The following is a 19422-nucleotide window of genomic DNA, read 5'->3' on the forward strand; positions in this document are numbered from 1 at the left end:
AACCGGAACAGCGCCACCTCGACCGCGAACAACGCCGGCTGCGTCCACCGCGTCTCATCCAGCAGCTCGCCCTCGACGTCCCGCAGACCCTCGATGTGCGCGCACACCTCGTCGTACGCCGCCGCGAACACCGGAAACGCTTGATAGAGGCCGCGACCCATCCCCGACCACTGCGCACCCTGACCGGTGAACAGCATCGCGGACCGGCCCGGGGTCACGGCGCCGCGCACGACACCGGCGGTGAGGTCGTCCAGGGCGGCGCGCAGCGAGGACCGGTCGGCGCCGAGGACGACGGCCCGGTGCTCCGTCGTGGTCCGCGCCGTCGCCAGGGTGAACGCGACGCCGGCCGGGTCGAGGGCAGGATCGGCGTCGAGGGCGGCGGCGAGCCGGCGGGCCTGCGCGGGCACCGTCGCCGCGGTCCGCCCGGACAGCAGCCACGGCACGACCGGCAACGGCGCGACGACCCCAGCGGGGGGCTCCGCGGGCGGGGCCTGCTCGATGATGACGTGCGCGTTGGTGCCGGACACCCCGAACGACGACACCCCCGCCCGGCGCGGCCGGTCCACCGACGGCCACGGCCGGGCCTCGGTGAGCAGCCGCACGTCACCGGCGGACCAGTCGACGTGCGACGAAGGGGCGCTGACGTGCAGGGTCCGCGGCAGCTGCCCGTGCTGCATGGCGAGGACCATCTTGATGACCCCGGCGACGCCGGAGGCGGCCTGCGTGTGGCCGAGGTTCGACTTCACCGAGCCCAGCCACAGCGGCGCCGGCCGGTCCGTGCCGTACGCGGCGATGAGCGCCTGCGCCTCGATCGGGTCGCCGAGGGTGGTGCCGGTGCCGTGCGCCTCGACGGCGTCGACGTCGGCCGGGGTGAGACCGGCGCTCGCCAGGGCGGCCTTGATGACGCGCTGCTGGGACGGGCCGTTCGGGGCGGTGAGGCCGCTGGACGCGCCGTCGGAGTTGACGGCGGAGCCGCGCAGCACACCCAGGACGCGGTGACCGTTGCGGCGGGCGTCGCTGAGCCTCTCGACGAGGAGCAGGCCGGCGCCCTCACCCCAGCCGGTGCCGTTGGCGTCCTCGGAGAACGACTTGCACCGGCCGTCGGCGGACAGGCCCCGCTGCCGGCTGAAGCCGATGAACGTGTTGGGGGTCGACATGACGGTGACGCCGCCGGCGAGGGCGAGGGTGCACTCGCCGCGGCGCAGCGCCGTCGCCGCCAGGTGCAGCGCGACCAGCGACGACGAGCAGGCGGTGTCGACGGTGACCGCGGGTCCTTCGAGGCCGAACGTGTACGCGATCCGGCCGGAGGCGATGCTGGGTGAGCTGCCGTTGCCGACGTACCCCTCCATGCCCTCGGGGATCTCGCGGAGGCGGGCGCCGTAGTCGTTGTACATGACGCCGACGAACACTCCGGTGCGGCTGCCGCGCAGCGTGGCGGCGTCCAGGCCGGCGCGTTCGAACGCCTCCCAGGCCGTCTCCAGCAGCAGCCGCTGCTGCGGGTCCATGCCGAGCGCCTCGCGGGGTGAGACGCCGAACGGGGCCGGGTCGAACTCGTCGGCGTCGTAGAGGAAGCCTCCTTCGCTGCCGTACGACGTGCCGCGGTGGTCCGGGTCGGGGTGGAACAGGTGGTCCAGGTCCCAGCCGCGGTTGGCGGGGAACGGCCCGATCGCGTCGCGGCCCTCGGCGACGAGCTGCCACAGGTCCTCGGGGCTGCGCACGCCGCCCGGGTACCGGCAGCTCATCGCCACGATCGCGATCGGCTCCTGCGCGCGGTCCTCGACGTCCTTGAGCCGCTCCCGGGTCCGGTGCAGATCAACCGTCACGCGCTTGAGGTACTCGCGCAGCTTGTCTTCGTTCATCGGTGATCGGGGCCTTTCTGGAAACGGTGGGCGGCGCTACGACAGGCCGAGATCGTTGTCGATGAAGGCGAACATCTCGTCGTCGCTGGCCGAGTCGAGCCGCTCGACGACGCCCGCGCCGGCGCCCGCCCCGCGGTCGGTGAGCTTCGCGAGCAGTAGCTGCAGCCGGTCCGCGAGCCGCTCGCGGGCCTCGGCGTCCAGCCCGGCGTCGATCCTGCTGTCGGGCCCGGTGTTGAGCGCGGTGTCGGGCCCGGTGCTGAGCGCGGTGTTCAGCGCGGTGTCGAGCGCGGCCTCGAAGTCGGCGAGGACCGCGAACGGTGCGCCGGCGCCGTCCTGCACGAGGTGGCTGAGGACGTGCCCGGCCATCGCGTCCGGCGACGGGTAGTCGAACAGCAGCGTCGCCGGCAGCCGCAGCCCGGTCGCGGCCGCGAGCCGGTTGCGCAGCTCGAGCGCGGTGAGGGAGTCGAAGCCGAGCTCGAGGAAGCCGCGGTCGGGTTCGACGGCGTCGGGGCCTGGGTACCCGAGCACCACGGCGGCCTCGGCCCGTACCAGGTCCAGGACGGTGCGCTGCCGTTCGGCGACGCTGAGCCGGGCCAGCCGGGCGCCCAGCGTCTCCGCCTGGTCGCCGGGTGATCCGGTGGTGACGGCCTGCCGGGCGGGCCGGCCGACGAGACCGCGCATGATCGCCGGTACCGCCTCGGTGCCCGCGGCCGCCCGGATCGCGTCGACGACGAGGCGGGCCGGGATGAGCACGGCCTCGTCGACGACGCAGGCGACGTCGAACAGGGCGAGCCCTTCGGCGTGCGACAGCGGCGCGAGCCCGCCGCGGGCCATCCGCTGCAGGTCGCCGCCGCCGAGTTTCGCGGTCATGCCGGTGCCCTGCTCCCACAGCCCCCACGCCAGGGACAGCGCCGGGAGGCCGGCGGCGCGGCGCTGGTGGGCGAGCGCGTCCAGAAACGTGTTCGCGGCCGCGTAGTTGGCCTGGCCGGTGCCGCCGAACGTGCCGGCCATCGAGGAGAACAGCACGAACGCCGACAGCGGCAGGTCGCGGGTGAGCTCGTCGAGGTTGAGGGCCGCGTCGACCTTCGGCCGCAGCACGGTGTCGACCTGCTCCCGGGTCAGCGCGGACACGACCCCGTCGTCGACCACCCCGGCGGTGTGCACGACACCGGTGAGGGGCCGGTCCGCGGGGATCGCGGCAAGCACGGCGGCGAGGGCTGCGCGGTCGGCGACGTCGCACTCGGCGATCGTCGCCTCGGCGCCGAGGTCGAGCAGCGCCTGCCGCAGCTCGGCGGCGCCTTCGGCGGCCAGACCCCGGCGGCTGGTGAGCAGCAGGTGCCGGACGCCGTGCTCGGCGGCCAGGTGCCGGGCGATGAGCCCGCCGAGGTCGCCGGTGCCGCCGGTGATCAGGACGGTGCCCTTCGGGTCCCACGTCGCCGACGGGGTCACGCCGGGGGTGGCGGCGACGCGGGCGAGCCGCGGCACGTGAACGCCGCCGACGCGGACGGCGACGTTGCCCTCGCCGCACATGAGGGCGGCCGGCAGCGCCGCGTAGGAGACGTCGCGGTCGTCGAGGTCGAGCAGGACGAACCGGTCCGGGTTCTCGGTCAGCGCGGACCGGACCAGCCCCCACACCGGCGCCCAGGCGAGGTCGTCGACGGTGTCACCGCCGGTGCTGTGGGTGACGAACACCAGCCGGGAGCCGGTGAGCCGCTCGTCGGCGAGCCAGGCCTGGACGAGGTCGAGCGCCCAGTAGGTGGCGTTGCGGGCCCGGGCCGCCATGTCGGCGCCCTCGGGCCGATCGGCGCAGGAGACGACGACCCGGTCGGGGACGGCGGCGCCGGCGGTGACGGCGTCGCGGAGGGCGTCGAGGTCCGGGTAGGTCTCGACGGCGGCGCCGGTGGCGCCGAGCGCCTTGACCAGCTTGACCGGGTTCAGCCCGAGGACCGCCCAGCGCTGCCCGGTGTGGTCGCGGGCCGGCGCCACCGGGTTCATGACCATGTCGACCCGGAACAGCGAGTCGTGGTACTGCGAGCGGGCCGCCTTCACCTGGCTCGCGGTGACCGGGCGCAGGGCGAGGGCGCCGATGGCGGCGAACGGCCGGCCGGTGTGGTCGGCGAGGTCGACGGCGACGGTGTCGGTGCCGCTGCCGGCGAGCCGGACCCGCACGGCGGTGGCCCCGACAGCGCCGAGCGCCACCCGCTCGAAGGAGAACGGCAGGACACCGCGCCCGGCGACGCCGTCGGCGAACGCGAGGGTGTGCAGGGCGGCGTCGAGCAGCGCCGGGTGCAGCAGGTACCGGCCGGCGCCGGCGCGTTCGGCGTCGGCGAGGGCCGCCTCGGCGTAGACGACGCCGTCGCGGCGCCACACCCGGCGCAGCGCCCGGAACGCCGGGCCGTACTCGAAGCCGGCGTCGGCGAGGGTGTCGTACAGGTCGCCGAGGTCGACGGGTTCGGCGCCCCGCGGCGGCCACTCGGTGAAGTCGGGGGCGTCCCAGGTGCGTGCGGCGCCGATGCGGCCGGTGGCGTGCGCGGTCCACGTGTCGTCGGTGCCGCCGGCCTCGCGGGAGTGCACCTGCACGGTACGGGTGCCGAAGCCGTCGGCGGCGCCGACGGTGACCTGCAGCTGCAGCGCCCCGGGCTCCGGCAGGACCAGCGGCGCCTGCAGGGTGAGCTCCTCGATCCGGTCGCAGCCGACGGCGTCGCCGGCGGACAGGGCGAGTTCGACGATCGCGGTGCCGGGCAGCAGCACGGTGTCCATGACCCGGTGGTCGGCGAGCCACGGCTGATCGGCGATCGACAACCGGTTGGTGAACAGGTGCCCGCCGGTGCCGGCGAGGGGGACGCCGGCGCCGAGCAGCGGGTGCCGGACGGTGTCGAGGCCGAGCGCGGCGGGGTCGCCGGCGTCGGCGGGGGCGTCGAGCCAGTACCGCTGCCGCTGGAACGGGTACGTGGGCACCTCGACCCGCCGCCCACCGGCGAGCAGACGCGTCCAGTCCGGGGACCAGCCTTCGACATGGGCCCGGGCGACCGCGGTCATCAGGGTGAGCGGCTCGTCCCGACCCTTGCGCATCGCCGGAATACCGTCGACCAGCGCGGACAGCACCCCGTCCGGGCCGACCTCCAGGAACCGGTTGACGCCCTTGGCTCGCAGCACCTCGACGGCATCCGCGAACCGGACCGTCCCCCGCACCTGGTCCAACCAGTAGCCCGGGTCCGTCACCTCGCCGGTGGAGGTGGTCGCGATCGGGATCGCCGGCGGGTGGAACGCCACCGACGACAGCACCTCACGGAACGCCGCCAGCATCCCGTCCATCCGCGCCGAATGGAACGCATGACTCACCCGCAACCGGCGCGTCTTCGCAAACCGCGCGGCCACCGCGGTGACCGCGTCCTCATCACCGGACACCACCACCGCGTCGGGGCCGTTGACCGCGGCGGTCTCCGCACCCTCGACCAACACCGCCCGCACATCGGACTCCGACGCCTGGACAGCGACCATCGCGCCACCGGCCGGCAGCGCCTGCATCAACCTGCCCCGAGCCGACACCACCTTGCAGGCATCCGAAAGGGACCACACCCCCGCCACGTGCGCCGCCGCCAGCTCACCGATCGAATGACCGACCAGGTGATCCGGCCGCAGACCCCACGACTCCAGCAACCGGAACAGCGCCACCTCGACCGCGAACAACGCCGGCTGCGTCCACCGGGTCTCATCCAGCAGCTCGCCCTCGACGTCCCGCAGACCCTCGATATGCGCGCACACCTCGTCATACGCCGCCGCGAACACCGGGAACGCCGCATACAGGCCGCGACCCATCCCCGACCACTGCGCACCCTGACCCGTGAACAGCATCGCCGTACCACCGTCGCGGACCCGGCCCCGGACCACCGTGTCACCCAGCAGGACCGCCCGGTGTTCGAACATGGACCGGCCCGTGGCCAGGGAGTACCCGACGTCGACCGGGTCGGCGTCCCGGAGGTCACGCATCCGCGACACCTGCGCGTCGAGGGCCTCCGCGGACCGGGCGGACACCGGCCACGGCACCACCGGCAGCACCACCCGCTCCCCCGGCGCGGCGATCCGGGCCGGCGGCTCCTCGACGATCACGTGCGCGTTGGTACCGGAGATGCCGAACGACGACACCCCGGCGCGGCGCGGACGGTCGCCCGCCGGCCACGGCTGCGCCTCGGTGGCGAGCGCGACGGCCCCGGACGACCAGTCGATGTGCGGTGAGGGGGCATCCACGTGCAGGGTGCGGGGCACCGTCGCGTGGCGCAGCGACAGGACCAGCTTCATCAGCCCGGCGACGCCGGACGCGGCCTGGGTGTGGCCGAGGTTCGACTTCACCGACCCTAGCCACAGCGGGCGGTCCGCGGGCCGGTCCTGCCCGTACGTGGCCAGGATCGCCTGCGCCTCGATCGGGTCGCCGAGGCTGGTACCGGTGCCGTGCGCCTCCACCACGTCCACGTCGGCCGGAGTGAGCCCGGCGTCGGCGAGCGCGGCACGGATGACCCGCTGCTGCGCGGGACCGTTCGGAGCCGTCAGGCCGTTGGAGGCGCCGTCCTGGTTCACCGCGGAGCCCCTGATCACCGCGAGGACGGGGTGGCCGTTGGCGACCGCGTCGGACAGCCGCTCGACCAGGAGCAGGCCGACGCCCTCCGCCCACCCGGCGCCGTCGGCGGACGCGGCGAACGCCTTGCAGCGCCCGTCGGGCGCCAGGGCGCGTTGCCGGCTGAACTCGACGAACGTGTCGGTCGAGGAGATGATCGTGACGCCGCCGGCGAGGGCGAGGGTGCAGTCGCCGCGGCGTAGCGCCTGCGTGGCGAGGTGCAGCGCGACCAGCGACGACGAGCAGGCGGTGTCGACGGTCAGCGCGGGCCCTTCGAGGCCGAACAGGTACGCGATCCGCCCGGACGCGACGCTGCCGGCGCTGCCGAGCGCGAGCTGCCCCTCGAAGCCTTCGGGCGCGACGTGCAGGCGGCAGACGTAGTCGTGGTAGTTGGAGCCGACGAACACGCCGGTACGGCTGCCGCGGGCGGCCGCGGGGTCGATCCCGGCGCGTTCGAACGCCTCCCACGCCGTCTCCAGCAGCAGCCGCTGCTGCGGGTCCATGGCGAGGGCCTCGCGCGGGGAGATGCCGAAGAACGCCGGGTCGAAGGCGGCGGCGTCGTACAGGAAGCCGCCCTCACGGGTGTAGAAGCTGCCGGGGCGTTCGGGGTCCGGGTCGTAGAGCCGGTCGACGTCCCAGCCGCGGTCGGTGGGGAACGGGCCGACCGCGTCGACCTCGTCGGTGAGGACCCGCCACAGGTCCTCGGGGCTGCTGACGCCGCCGGGCAACCGGCACGTCATCGCGACGATCGCGATCGGATCGTCGTCGTCGCCTGCCCGCGCCGCCGGCGCCGGCTCCGGGGCCACCGTGGCGCCGACGAGCTCCCCGAACAGGTGACGGGTGAGCGCGGTCGCGGTCGGGTGGTCGAAGACGAGCGTCACCGGCAGCCGCAGCCCGGTCGCGGCGCCGAGCCGGTTGCGCAGCTCGACCGCGGTGAGGGAGTCGAAGCCGAGGTCCCGGAACGCCCGGCCCGGGTCGACGGCCGTGTCATCGGGGAAGCCGAGGACGGCCCCGGCGTGCCGGCGGACCAGCTGCAACACCCGCGCCTCCTGCTCGGCGGCCGGCAGCCCGGCGAGCTCGCGGCCGAAAGGTGCGCCCTGACCGGCGGCGCTGCCGGCGGCGCTGTCCGCGGGTGGTGCCGCCTCGGGTAGGTCCCGCAGCGCCGGGCTGGGCCGGGCCGCGGTGAACGCGGGCGCGTACCGGGGCCAGTCGACGTCGGCGACAGCGACGCAGGTGTCGCCGTCGTCTAGGGCGCGGTGCAGCAGGCTGATCGCCTTGCCCGGGTCCATCGGCAGCATCCCCTGGCGGCGGGCTGCCTCGCCGACCTCGCCGGCGGCCAGGCCGCCGCCGGCCCAGACGCCCCAGGCGACCGCGGTGGCGGGGAGCCCGGCGGCGTGCCGCTGCTCGGCGAGGGCGTCCAGGAAGCTGTTGGCGGCGGCGTAAGCGCCCTGGCCGGGGCCGCCGAGGGTACCGCCGAGCGAGGAGAACAGCACGAACGCGGTCAGGTCCAGGTCGCGGGTCAGCTCGTGCAGGTGCAGGGCGGCGTCGGCCTTCGGCGCGGCAACGGCGGCGGCCCGCTCGGCGGTGATGCCGTCGATGACGCCGTCGTCGAGGACCGCGGCGGCGTGGAACACCGCCCGCAGCGGCCGGTCGGCGGGCACTGCGGCCAGGAGCGCGGCGAGGGCGTCGCGGTCGGCGACATCGACGGCGGCCACGGTGGCGTCGCAGCCGGCGTCACGCAGCTGCCGGATGAGGTCGGCGGCACCGGGCGCGTCGGTGCCGCGGCGGCTGGTGAGCAGCAGATGCCCGGCGCCCTCGGCGGCCAGCCAGCGGGCCAGGTGCGCGCCGATGCCGCCGGTGCCGCCGGTGACCAGGACGGTGCCGTCGGGCCGCCACCGGTGCTCGCGGGCTGCCGGGGAGGTGCCGGCGCGCACCAGGCGGCGAGCGTACGTGCCGGCGCCGCGGACGGCGACCTGGTCCTCGCCGTCCGCTGAGCCGGTGCCGGTGCCGGTGACGGCGGCGGCGAGACGGGCGGCGGTCCCGGCGGTGACGCCGGCGGGCAGGTCGGCAGGCAGATCGGCAGGCAGATCGACGAGGCCGCCCCAGCGGTCGGGGTGCTCCAGGGCGGCGATGCGACCCAGCCCCCACGTCATCGCCTGCAGCGGCGCGGTGACCGGGTCACCGGCACCGACCGACACGGCGCCGCGGGTCGCGCCCCACAGCAGCGCGGGGCACGCCACGTCGCCGAGGGCCTGCAGCAGCGCGACGGTCGCGGTGAATCCGGCCGGCAGCGCGCTGCCGGGGTGGTGCGGCAGCTCGTCGGCGGCGAGCAGCGACAAAACCCGGTCGGGGGCGTCGTCGTCGCGCAGGGCCGTGCGCAGGTGCGCCGCGACCGTCGCCCGGTCCGCGTGGACCGGCAGGGTCAGCACGTCCGCGCGGACGCCGGCGGCGAGCAGCTGGGCGACGAGGTGCCCGGTCCAGGCGCCGGCCCGGTCCGCGGCGGGCAGCACCACCAGCCACCGCCCGGTAAAGGTGGCGGGCGGGTCGGCGACCGGCTGCCAGCGGATGCGGTACCGCCACGCGTCCAGCGCCGCCCGGTCGGCCTGCTCCCGCCAGCGGGACAGCGCCGGCAGGAGCCCTTCGACGGCGCCGGGGTCGACCGCGAGGGTCGCGGCCAGCTCGCGCAGGTCCTGCTGCTCGACCAGCTGCCAGAACCGGGCACCGACGCCGTCGGTGGCAGTGGCGGGTGGCGGCGCGTCGAGCCAGTACCGCTGCCGCTGGAACGGGTAGGTGGGCAGGTCGACGACGCGTCGCCCGGCGCCGAACGCGGCCGTCCAGTCCAGGGCGGTGCCGTGCGCGTACAGGGTGCCCAGCGCGGTGAGCAGCCGGACCGGCCCGCCGTCGTCGCGGCGCAGCGTGCCGGTGACCACGGCGTCGACCCGGGCGTCGTCGAGCGTCTCCTGGATGCCGGGTGTCACCACCGGGTGGGCGCTGACCTCGACGAACACGGTGACGCCGGCGTCGGCGAGGGCCCGTACGGCGGGTGCGAACTGGACGCTGTGGCGCAGGTTGCGGTACCAGTACTCGGCGCCGCCGACGTCGACGCCGGTGAGGTCGGCGCCGACGGTGGAGTGGAACCCGACCTGCGCCGGGTGCGGCTGGACGGGGGCGAGGACGTCGAGGAGCCGGTCGTGGATCGCCTCGACGTGCGCGCAGTGCGAGGCGTAGTCGACCTCGACGCGGCGGGTCCGCGCCCCGTCGGCGGCGCACGCCGCGGCGAGCTCCTCGAGGGCGGCGACGTCGCCGGAGACGACGACGGAGCCGACGCCGTTGACGGCGGCGACGCTGAGCCGGTCGGCCCACGGGGTGAGCCGGGCAGCGGCCTCCTGCTGCGGGAGCGCCACGGACAGCATGCCGCCGCGGCCGGCCAGCCCGGCGAGCGCCTGGCTGCGCAGGGCAATGACCCGGGCGGCGTCGTCGAGGGTGAGGATGCCGGCGACGCACGCGGCGGCGATCTCGCCCTGGGAGTGGCCGACGACGACGTCGGGGGTGACACCGCGGGACGTCCACCACGCGGCGAGGGACACCATGACGGCCCACAGGACCGGCTGCACGACGTCGACGCGCTCCAGGCCGGGCGCGCCGGCGTCGCCGCGCAGGACCGCGGTCAGCGACCAGTCGACGAACGGCGCGAGGGCCGCCTCGCACGCCTCGATCCGCTGCCGGAACACCGGCTCGGTGGCGAGGAGCTCCACGCCCATGCCGAGCCACTGGGAGCCCTGGCCGGGGAACACGAACGCGACCTTCCCGCCCGGCCGGGTGACCCCGGTGACGGTGGCGGCGGACGGTGTACCGGCGGCGAGCGCGCCGAGCTGCCGCGCGATGGAGTCCCGGTCGGTGCCGGCGACGACGGCCCGGTGGCTCAGCGCGGCCCGCGTGCTGAACAGCGACCACGCGACGTCGGCGAGGCCGGCGTCGGTGGCGGCGAGGTGGGTGGCGAGCCGGGCGGCCTGGGCGCGCAGCGCCTCGTCGTTGTGCGCCGACAGCAGGACCGGTACCGCGGCCGCAGTGCCGGTCGGGGCGGGTGCCGGGGCGGGCTCGTCGGCGGCTTCCAGGATGAGGTGCGCGTTGGTGCCGGACACCCCGAACGACGACACGCCGGCCCGGCGTGGGCGGCCGGTGTCGGGCCAGTCGCGGGCCTCGGTGAGCAGCTCGACGGCGCCGGCGGTCCAGTCGACGTGTGTGGAGGGCCGCTCGGCGTGCAGGGTCCGCGGCAGGGTGCCGTGCCGCATCGCGAGGACCATCTTGATGATCCCGCCGATGCCGGCGGCGGCCTGGGTGTGCCCGACGTTCGACTTCAGGGACCCGAGCCACAGTGGACGGTCGCCGGGGCGGCCCTGGCCGTAGGTGGCCAGCAGCGCCTGCGCCTCGATCGGGTCGCCGAGGGCGGTGCCGGTGCCGTGCGCCTCGACGGCGTCCACGTCGGACCCGTCCAGGCCGGCGGCGCGCAGGGCTGCGCGGATCACCCGCTGCTGCGCCGGGCCGTTGGGGGCGGTGAGGCCGTTGGAGGCGCCGTCCTGGTTGAGGGCGGAGCCGCGCACGACGGCCAGGACGCGGTGGCCGCGGGCCCGCGCGTCGCTGAGCCGCTCCAGGACGAGCATGCCGGCGCCCTCGGCGAGGCCCATGCCGTCGGCGTCGTCGGAGAACGCCTTGCAGCGGCCGTCGGTGGCGAGGCCGCGCTGCCGGCTGAACCCGACGAACGCGGCCGGTGAGGACATGACGGCGACGCCGCCGGCGAGGGCCAGGTCGCACTCGCCGCGGCGCAGCGCCTGCGCCGCCAGGTGGGTGGCGACCATCCCCGAGGAGCAGGCGGTGTCGACGGTGACCGCCGGTCCTTCGAGCCCGAACGTGTACGCGATGCGCCCGGACGCGACGCTGCTCTCGGTGCCGATGATGAGGTGGCCCTCGGCGCCGTCGGGGACCTGCGGCAGGCGGCTGCCGTAGTCGCCGCCGGCGGCGCCGACGAACACGCCGGCGGGGGTGCCGCGCAGCGTGGTGTGGTTGATCCCGGCGGCCTCGAACGCCTCCCACGCCACCTCCAGCAGCAGCCGCTGCTGCGGGTCCATGGCGACGGCCTCCCGCGGCGAGATCCCGAACAGCGCGGGGTCGAAGCGGACGGCGTCGCGCAGGAAACCGCCGTCGCGCACATAGCTGCGGCCGGCCCGGTCGGGGTCGGGGTCGTAGAGGCCGTCGACGTCCCAGCCGCGGTCGGTGGGCATCGGGCCGATCGCGTCGCCGCCGGCGCTCAGCAGTGCCCACAGGTCCTCAGGGGACTCGACGCCACCGGCGAACCGGCAGCTCATGCCGACGATGGCGATCGGCTCGTCGGCGTCTCTCTTGGCGGCGGCCGGTGCGGCCGTGCCGGCACTTCCGGCGCCGCCGAGCTCGCGGTGCAGGTGCGCGGCGAGCGCGTCGACGTTCGGGTGGTCGAAGATGACGGTGGCGGGCAGCCGCAGGCCGGTGCTGCGGGCCAGGGCGTCGCGCAGTTCGAGGGCGGTCAGGGAGTCGAAGCCGAGGTCGCGGAACGAGCGGGTGCCGTTGACGGCGTCGGCGCCCCGGTGGCCGAGCGCCTCGGCGGCGCCGGCGCGGACGAGATCCTCCAGGGCGCTGAGCCCGAGGTGCCGGGCGTCCACCGCGGCGGCGGTGGGTGTCGCGGGCGGCGCCGACAGCGCGGCGACCTCGGGCAGGTCGGCGATGAGGGGGCGGTGCCGGGCGGCGGTGAACAGCGGCGCGAACCGGGCCCAGTCGACGTCGGCGACGACCGCGGTGGCCGGGTCGCGGTCCAGGACATGGTGGAGGGCGTCGAGGGCGTCGGCGGGGTCCATGAACTCGATGCCGTGCCAGTTCGCCGAGGAGCGGACGTCGGCGCGGGCCATGCCGCCGCTCTGCGGGCTCCAGATGCCCCACGCGATCGACGTGCCGGCCCGGCCCCGGGCGCGGCGGGCCTCGGCGAGCGCGTCGAGGTAGGCGTTCGCGGCCGCGTAGGCGCCGTGTTCGCCGCTGCCCCAGACGCCGGCGACGGAGGCGTACATGACGAACCGGTCGACGGTGTCACGGTCGAAGACGGCGTCCAGGTTCGCGGCGCCGCCGAGCTTCGCCGCGGTCGCGGCGGCGAGGTCGGCGGGGGTGGTGTCGTGCAGCCGGCCGAGGACGCCGACGCCGGCGGCGTGCACGACGGTGCGGATCGGGCCGTGCTCGGCCTCGACAGTCTCGACGAGGGCGGTGAGGGCCGGCCGGTCGGCGACATCGCAGGCGGCGACGGTGACCGTGGCGCCGAGGGCGGTGAGGTCGTCGCGCAGCTGCCCGGCGCCGGGTGCGTCGTCGCCGCGGCGGCTGAGCAGCACGAGGTGGGTGGCGCCGTGCCCGGCGAGCCAGCGGGCGGTCTGCGCGCCGAGGCCGGTGGTGCCGCCGGTGACGAGGGCGGCGCCGCGCGGGCGCCAGCCGGCCGGTGCCCCGCCGGGGTCGGCGGCCCTGACGATCCGGCGGGCGTGGACGGCGCCGCCGCGCACGGCGACCTGGTCCTCGGCGCCCTTGAGCACGGCGGCAAGCAGCGTTGGCGGCAGGTCGCCGGTGACGTCGACGAGGCCGCCCCAGCGGTCGGGGTGTTCGAGGGCGGCGACGCGGCCGAGGCCCCAGACGGCGGCCTGCATCGGGTCGCGGACGGCGTCGCCGTCGCCGGTGCTGACGGCGCCGCTGGTGACGCACCACAGCGGCGCGCCGACGCCGGCGTCGCCGAGCGCCTGCAGGAGTGTGAGGGTGTCGGTGACGCCGGCGGTGACCGGTGCCGGGCCGGGCGACGGGGTGGTGGCCGCGGCGAGGGCCGACACGACGCCGGTGAGGCCGGCGCCGGCGGCGAGGAGCCCGGTCATCGCCGCCCGGTCGGTGTGCTCGGCGACGGTGAGCATGCGGACGGTGGCGCCGGCAACGGTGAGCGCGTCGTGCAGCGCCTCGTGCGGGGTGCCGGTGTGGGTCACCAGCAGCCAGGTCCCGTCGAGGGCCGCCGCTGCGGCGGGGAGGGGTTTCCAGGTCTCGTGGTAGAGCCGGCCGTCGGCGGAGTCGGTGCGGGCGGCGGTACGGCCGAGCCAGAACCGGTCCCGCTGGAACGCGTACGTGGGCAGCTGCACGCGCCGGCCGGGCAGGAACGCGGCCCAGTCCGGGGACCAGCCCGCGACGTAGGCCCGGGCGACGGCGGTCATCAGGGTGAGCGGCTCGTCGCGTCCCTTGCGCATCGCCGGGACACCGTCGACCAGTGCGGAGAGGACCCCGTCGGGGCCGACCTCCAGGAACCTCGTCACGCCCTTGGCACGGAGCGCCTCGATCGCATCGGCGAACCGGACCGTCCCCCGCACCTGGTCCAACCAGTAGTCCGGGTCCGTCACCTCGCCGGTGGAGGTGGTCGCGATCGGGATCGCCGGCGGGTGGAACGCCACCGACGACAGCACCTCACGGAACGCGTCCAGCATCCCGTCCATCCGCGCCGAATGGAACGCATGACTCACCCGCAACCGCTTCGTCTTCGCAAACCGCGCGGCCACCGCCAGCACCGCGTCCTCGTCACCGGAGACGACGACCGCGTCAGGGCCGTTGACCGCAGCGATCTCCGCACCGTCGATCAGCACGTTGCGCACGTCGCCCTCGGTGGCCTGGATCGCCACCATCGCGCCACCTTCCGGCAGCGCCTGCATCAACCGGCCCCGGGCCTCCACGACCTTGCACGCGTCTTCCAGGGACCACACGCCCGCCACGTGCGCCGCCGCCAGCTCACCGATCGAATGACCGACCAGGTGATCCGGCCGCAGACCCCACGACTCCAGCAACCGGAACAGCGCCACCTCGACCGCGAACAACGCCGGCTGCGTCCACCGCGTCTCATCCAGCAGCTCGCCCTCGACGTCCCGCAGACCCTCGATATGCGCGCACACCTCGTCATACGCCGCCGCGAACACCGGATAGGCGTCGTACAGGCCGCGGCCCATTCCCGACCACTGCGCACCCTGACCGGTGAACAGCATCGCCGAGGTGGCCTCGAGGTCGGCGGTGCCGGTGACGACGGCCGGGTCGCGGTCCCCGGCGGCGAGCGCGTCCAGGGCGCGGGTCAGCGCGCCCAGGTCGGCGCCGAGGACCACGGCCCGGTGTTCCAGGTGCGCCCGGGCGGTGGCCCTGGTCCGGGCGACGTCGGCGGCGTCGGTCCCGGGGTGCTCGGCGAGGAACGCGGCGAGGGCGGCGGCCTGCGCCGGCAGCGCCTCCGCGGTCTGCGCCGACAGCGTCCACGGCAGCACCGGCGGCGACTGCGGCGACTGCGGCGACTGCGGTGACTGCGGCGACTGCGGCGACTGCGGCGACTGCGGTGACGATTGTGGGGCCTGCTCCAGCACGACGTGGGCGTTGGTGCCGCTTGCGCCGAACGCCGACACGCCGGCGCGGCGCGGCCGGTCCACCGCCGGCCATGGCTGCGCGGCGGTCAGCACCCGTACGGCGCCCGCGGACCAGTCGACCTTCGACGACGGGGCGCTGACGTGCAGGGTGCGGGGCAGGACGCCGTGGCGCATGGCGAGGACGGCCTTGATGACCCCGGCGACACCGGCGGCGGCCTGCGTGTGGCCGAGGTTGGACTTGAGGGTGCCGAGCCACAGCGGCCGCCGCGGATCCCGGCCCTGCCCGTACGTGGCGAGCAGCGCCTCCGCCTCGATCGGGTCGCCGAGGGTGGTGCCGGTGCCGTGCGCCTCGACGGCGTCGACGTCGGAGGGCTCCAGGCCGGCGTCGGCGAGCGCGGCCCGGATGACCCGCTGCTGCGCGGGGCCGTTCGGGGCGGTGAGGCCGTTGGAGGCGCCGTCCTGGTTGACCGCGGACCCGCGCACCACGGCGAGGACGCGGTGGCCGTGGGCGACCGCGTCGCTGAGCCGCGTCAGGAGCAGCACGCCGACGCCCTCGCCCCAGCCGGTGCCGTCGGCATCGTCGGAGAACGCCTTGCAGCGGCCGTCGGGTGCCAGGCCGCGCTGGCGGGAGAACTCGATGAACGACTGCGGGACCGCCATGACGGTCGCGCCGCCGACGACGGCCATGCCGCACTCCCCCGCCCGCAGCGAGCGGACGGCGAGGTGCAGCGCGACCAGCGACGATGAGCACATGGTGTCGACGGTGACGGCGGGGCCGCGGGTGCCGAACGTGTAGGCGAGCCGCCCGGACAGCACGGCGGCGGCACCACCGGTCAACAGGTGCCCTTCCACGCCGTCGGGGGCGCCGTCCGGGGTGTCGCCCGCCGCGCCGTACCCCTGGTGGCTGGCGCCGACGAACACGCCGGTCTCGGTGTCGCGGATGCGGGCCGGGTCGAGCCCGGCGTCCTCCAGGGCCTCCCACGTGGTTTCCAGCAGCAGCCGCTGCTGCGGGTCCATGGCGAGGGCCTCGCGTGGGGAGATGCCGAAGAAGCCGGCGTCGAACGCATCGGCGTCGTACAGGAACCCGCCGTCGCGGGCGTACGTGCGGCCGGGGCTGCCCGGGGCCGGGTCGTAGATGCGTTCGAAGTCCCAGCCCCGGTTGCGCGGCACGCCGCCGACGGCGTCACGTTCGCCGGCGAGCAGGTCCCACAGCGCGTCGGGGCCGGTGACGCCGCCGGGGAACCGGCAGCCGATGCCGACGACCGCGATCGGCTCCCGGCCGCGCTCCTCGAACTCCCGGATGCGGCGGTTGGCCTGGCGCAGGTCGGCCGTCACGCGCTTGAGGTAGTCGCGGAGCTTGTCCTCGTTCGCCATCTCGCTCGGCTCCTCATGACAGCGTGCGGACGCCCGGCGGCCGGGGACGCACGGTGGGTGGTCGGTCGGGTCCTGCGGGCCGGCGCGTCAGGCGCCGCCGGCCCCGACCGGCTGCGGCACTTCGGCAGAGGGCTCGGCAGAGGCAGAAATCGCATCAGCGGCGGCGGCGCGGGCGACGGCGGCGACCCGGGCGATCGTCGGCTCCCGCACGATCTCGCCGAGCCGGGCCATGAACAGCGGCTCGGCGGTGGGCCCGACCACGTCGCGGCAGACGGCGGCGACCATCGACAGCATCAGCAGCGAGTCGCCGCCGAGCTGGTGGAAGTCGGTGTCGTCGGCGATGCGGTCCGGTTCGACGCCGAGGGTGCCGGCCCAGACCGCGGCGACGGAGCGGGCGACCTCGTCGCGCGCGGTGTGCTCAGCGGCGGCCGGTTCGCCGGCGCCGGCGAACGGGTCCGGCAGGGCCTTCACGTCGATCTTGCCGTTGACGGTACGTGGCAGCTCCGCCACGACGGTGACGGTGGCCGGCACCATGTACCGGGGCAGCCGATCGGCGACGAACGCCTGCAGCCGCGCCGGGTCGGGCGCGGTGCCCACGACGTACGCGCACAGCAGCTTGTGCTCGCCGCCGGGCCGGGTGCGGGCGATGACCGTGGCCCGGCTGACCGACGGGTGGTCCTCGAGGGTCTGCGCGATCTCGGCCGGCTCGATCCGGTTGCCGAGGACCTTGACCTGGTCGTCGGCGCGGGTGAGGAACTCGACCACGCCGGCGTCGGTGACCCGGACGATGTCGCCGGTGCGGTACACGCGGCTGCCGTCGGCGAGGCGCACGAACCGGGTCCGGGTCAGGTCGGGCCGGCCGCGGTAGCCGCGGGCCAGCTGGACGCCGCCGATGTACAGCTCGCCGGCCTCGCCGGGGGCGACGAAACGGTGCTGGGCGTCCAGAACGTGGGCGGTGCAGTTGTCCGGCGGTACGCCGATCGGCACCCCGGCCGCGGTGTCGGTGGCGGGGTCGAACGTGTGGGCGAGGCACTCGATGGTGGCCTCGGTCGGGCCGTACAGGTTCATCACCCGGCACCCGGGCCCGAACATGTCGAGGGCCCGCAGGGCGACGCTGCGGCGCAGGACCTCGCCGGCGGCGCCGACGACCCGTACGGTGTCCGGGCGCACGTCGAGCTCGCAGATGAGCTCCAGCAGCGACGGCGTCATCGTCAGCACCGTCGGCGCGGCCCGCGTGAGCAGCGTCCGCAGCGTCGCGTGGTTGAGCTCGCCGTGCGGCAGCAGGGTCGTGCCGCCGGCCAGGAGCGGCAGGAACAGCGACGTACACGAGACATCGAAGGCGAACGACGTGAGCAGCGGCATCCGGGTGGAGGCGTCGACGCCGAGGGCGCGGGTGGCCCACGCGACGTAGTTGGCCAGCGAGCCGTGCTCGATCTCCACGCCCTTGGGCCGGCCGGTCGAGCCGGAGGTGTAGATGACGTAGGCGAGGTCGCCGGGGCGGGTGCCGGGCTCGGTCCAGCCGGCCGGCGGCTCGCCGGTCAGCTCGTCGAGCAGCACCGTGCGGCAGCCGGCGGGGACGACGGCGCGGGTGTCGTGCGGGCGCTGCACGAGGCAGACGGGGGCGCCGGCGTCGGTGAGGATGTCGGCGAGGCGGGCGTCGGGGTGCTGCACGTCCAGCGGCAGGTAGGCGGCACCGGAGCGCACCACGCCCCAGATCGCGGCGACCGCGGCGGCGGTCCGGTCGGCGAGCACCCCGACGACGTCCTCCCGGCCGATGCCGAGGTCCCGCAGGGCGGTGGCGACGACGCGGGAGCGCCGGTCCAGCTCGGCGTAGGTGAGGTCGCCGTCCGGGCCGCTGACGGCGAGCGCGTCGGGGGTGGCGGCGCACTGCGCGGCGAACGCCGGCAGGACCGTGCCCGGCCCCGGCACCGCCACGGTGGTGGCGTTCATCGGCGGGGTCCGCAGCGCCGGCGGGGACAGCGCCGCCTCGACGCGGTCCAGCAGCGCGGTCGCCCGCTCCTCGATGCCGGGGCCGTCGTGCCAGCTGAGCGTGATCTCGGTGTGCCCGGCGCACTCGACGACGTCGAGCTCGACGGGGCCACCGGCGGGGCTGCTGGACAGCGAGTACACGGCGGTGGCGGCGAACCCGGCGGTGCTGAACTCCTCGGCGTCGACCCGGCCGAGGTGGGCCAGGGAGGCGTGCGACGGGTACAGGTTCTGCCTGGCCGCCTTGCGTTCCAGGGCGCCGTTGATGAGCCGCAGGACCGGCTGCGGGATCTTCAGCACCGCCGGGTCGAGGCGGGCCTGCGCGTCGCGTTCCTCGGCGAGCAGCGTCAGGAGGCGTTCGTGGGTCGCCTCCCAGTCCTGCCCGGCTGGCACCGTGAAGGGCAGGCTGTGGGAGAGGCTCGCGGTCGAGCGGGTCTGCGGGGCGTACCGGCGCAGGTTGACCGGCACCGAGAACTGGGCGTCGCCGTCGCCGCACAGCGGGGCGATCGTGGTGGCGAGGCGGGCGATGAGCCCGGCGTGGTAGCCGTCGACGCTGCGGCGCAGCCACAGGGTGCGCCGCTGCCCGCCGGGCGCGCGCTCGCCGAGCAGCGCCGGATACCGCAGGCCCGGCGGGGCCGGCTTCTGGGTCAGCGGCGGCAGCAGGTCGACCTCGGTGACGGTGTCGGTGGCGCCGGCGAGCGGCTCGCCGCGCAGGGCGCGGAACACGTCGGCCGCCCACAGCAGTACCCCGCCGGCGTCCATGACGGCGTGGGAGGCGCGGAACACGACCGCCGGGTCGGGACCGTCCACGTGCAGGACCTCGCAGGTGGGCCCGCCGCGGTGCAGCAGCGGCTCCTGCAGCTGCGGCAGCCGGTGTACGGGCACGCCGCTGGGCTGCACGGTGCGCACCGCGGGCGGGCGGCCCGTGTCGACCCACTCCCGGCCCTTGCGGGCCAGCCGGGTGCCGGGGCAGGCGTCGGACGCGGCGGTGACCGCCTCGGCGAGCCGGCCGGGGTCGAGCGCACCGGTGCCCTCGACCGCGACCTGCAGCACCGGCACGGCACCGCGCGGGTGCGCGGCGATCCACCACTCGACGGGCGAAACCGCCCGGCGGAACGTGGTGCCTCGATCGGTGGATGGCAAGTCGGCCTCCCTT

The 19422-nt window shown here is 75.9% G+C and carries 3 protein-coding genes; all 3 read right to left on the reverse strand.

The features are described 5' to 3' along the window. Window positions 1–1859, reverse strand: a 1859-nt coding sequence (locus tag AB0H83_RS44170; RefSeq protein ID WP_360107265.1) for a type I polyketide synthase, incomplete at its 3' end; no start/stop codon positions are given. A gap of 36 nt (window positions 1860–1895) precedes the next feature. Next, window positions 1896–16280 carry a type I polyketide synthase gene (locus AB0H83_RS44175; RefSeq protein ID WP_360107268.1) on the reverse strand — a complete coding sequence of 4795 codons (14385 nt, stop codon included), beginning with the start codon at window positions 16278–16280 and terminating at the stop codon, window positions 1896–1898. Between the two features lie 87 nt (window positions 16281–16367). Further along, window positions 16368–19409, reverse strand: a complete 3042-nt coding sequence (locus AB0H83_RS44180) for a non-ribosomal peptide synthetase (protein WP_360107271.1) — start codon at window positions 19407–19409, stop codon at window positions 16368–16370. Between the last annotated feature and the right edge of the window lie 13 nt (window positions 19410–19422).

Source organism: Dactylosporangium sp. NPDC050688 (assembly GCF_040654515.1).
GTDB lineage: Bacteria > Actinomycetota > Actinomycetes > Mycobacteriales > Micromonosporaceae > Dactylosporangium.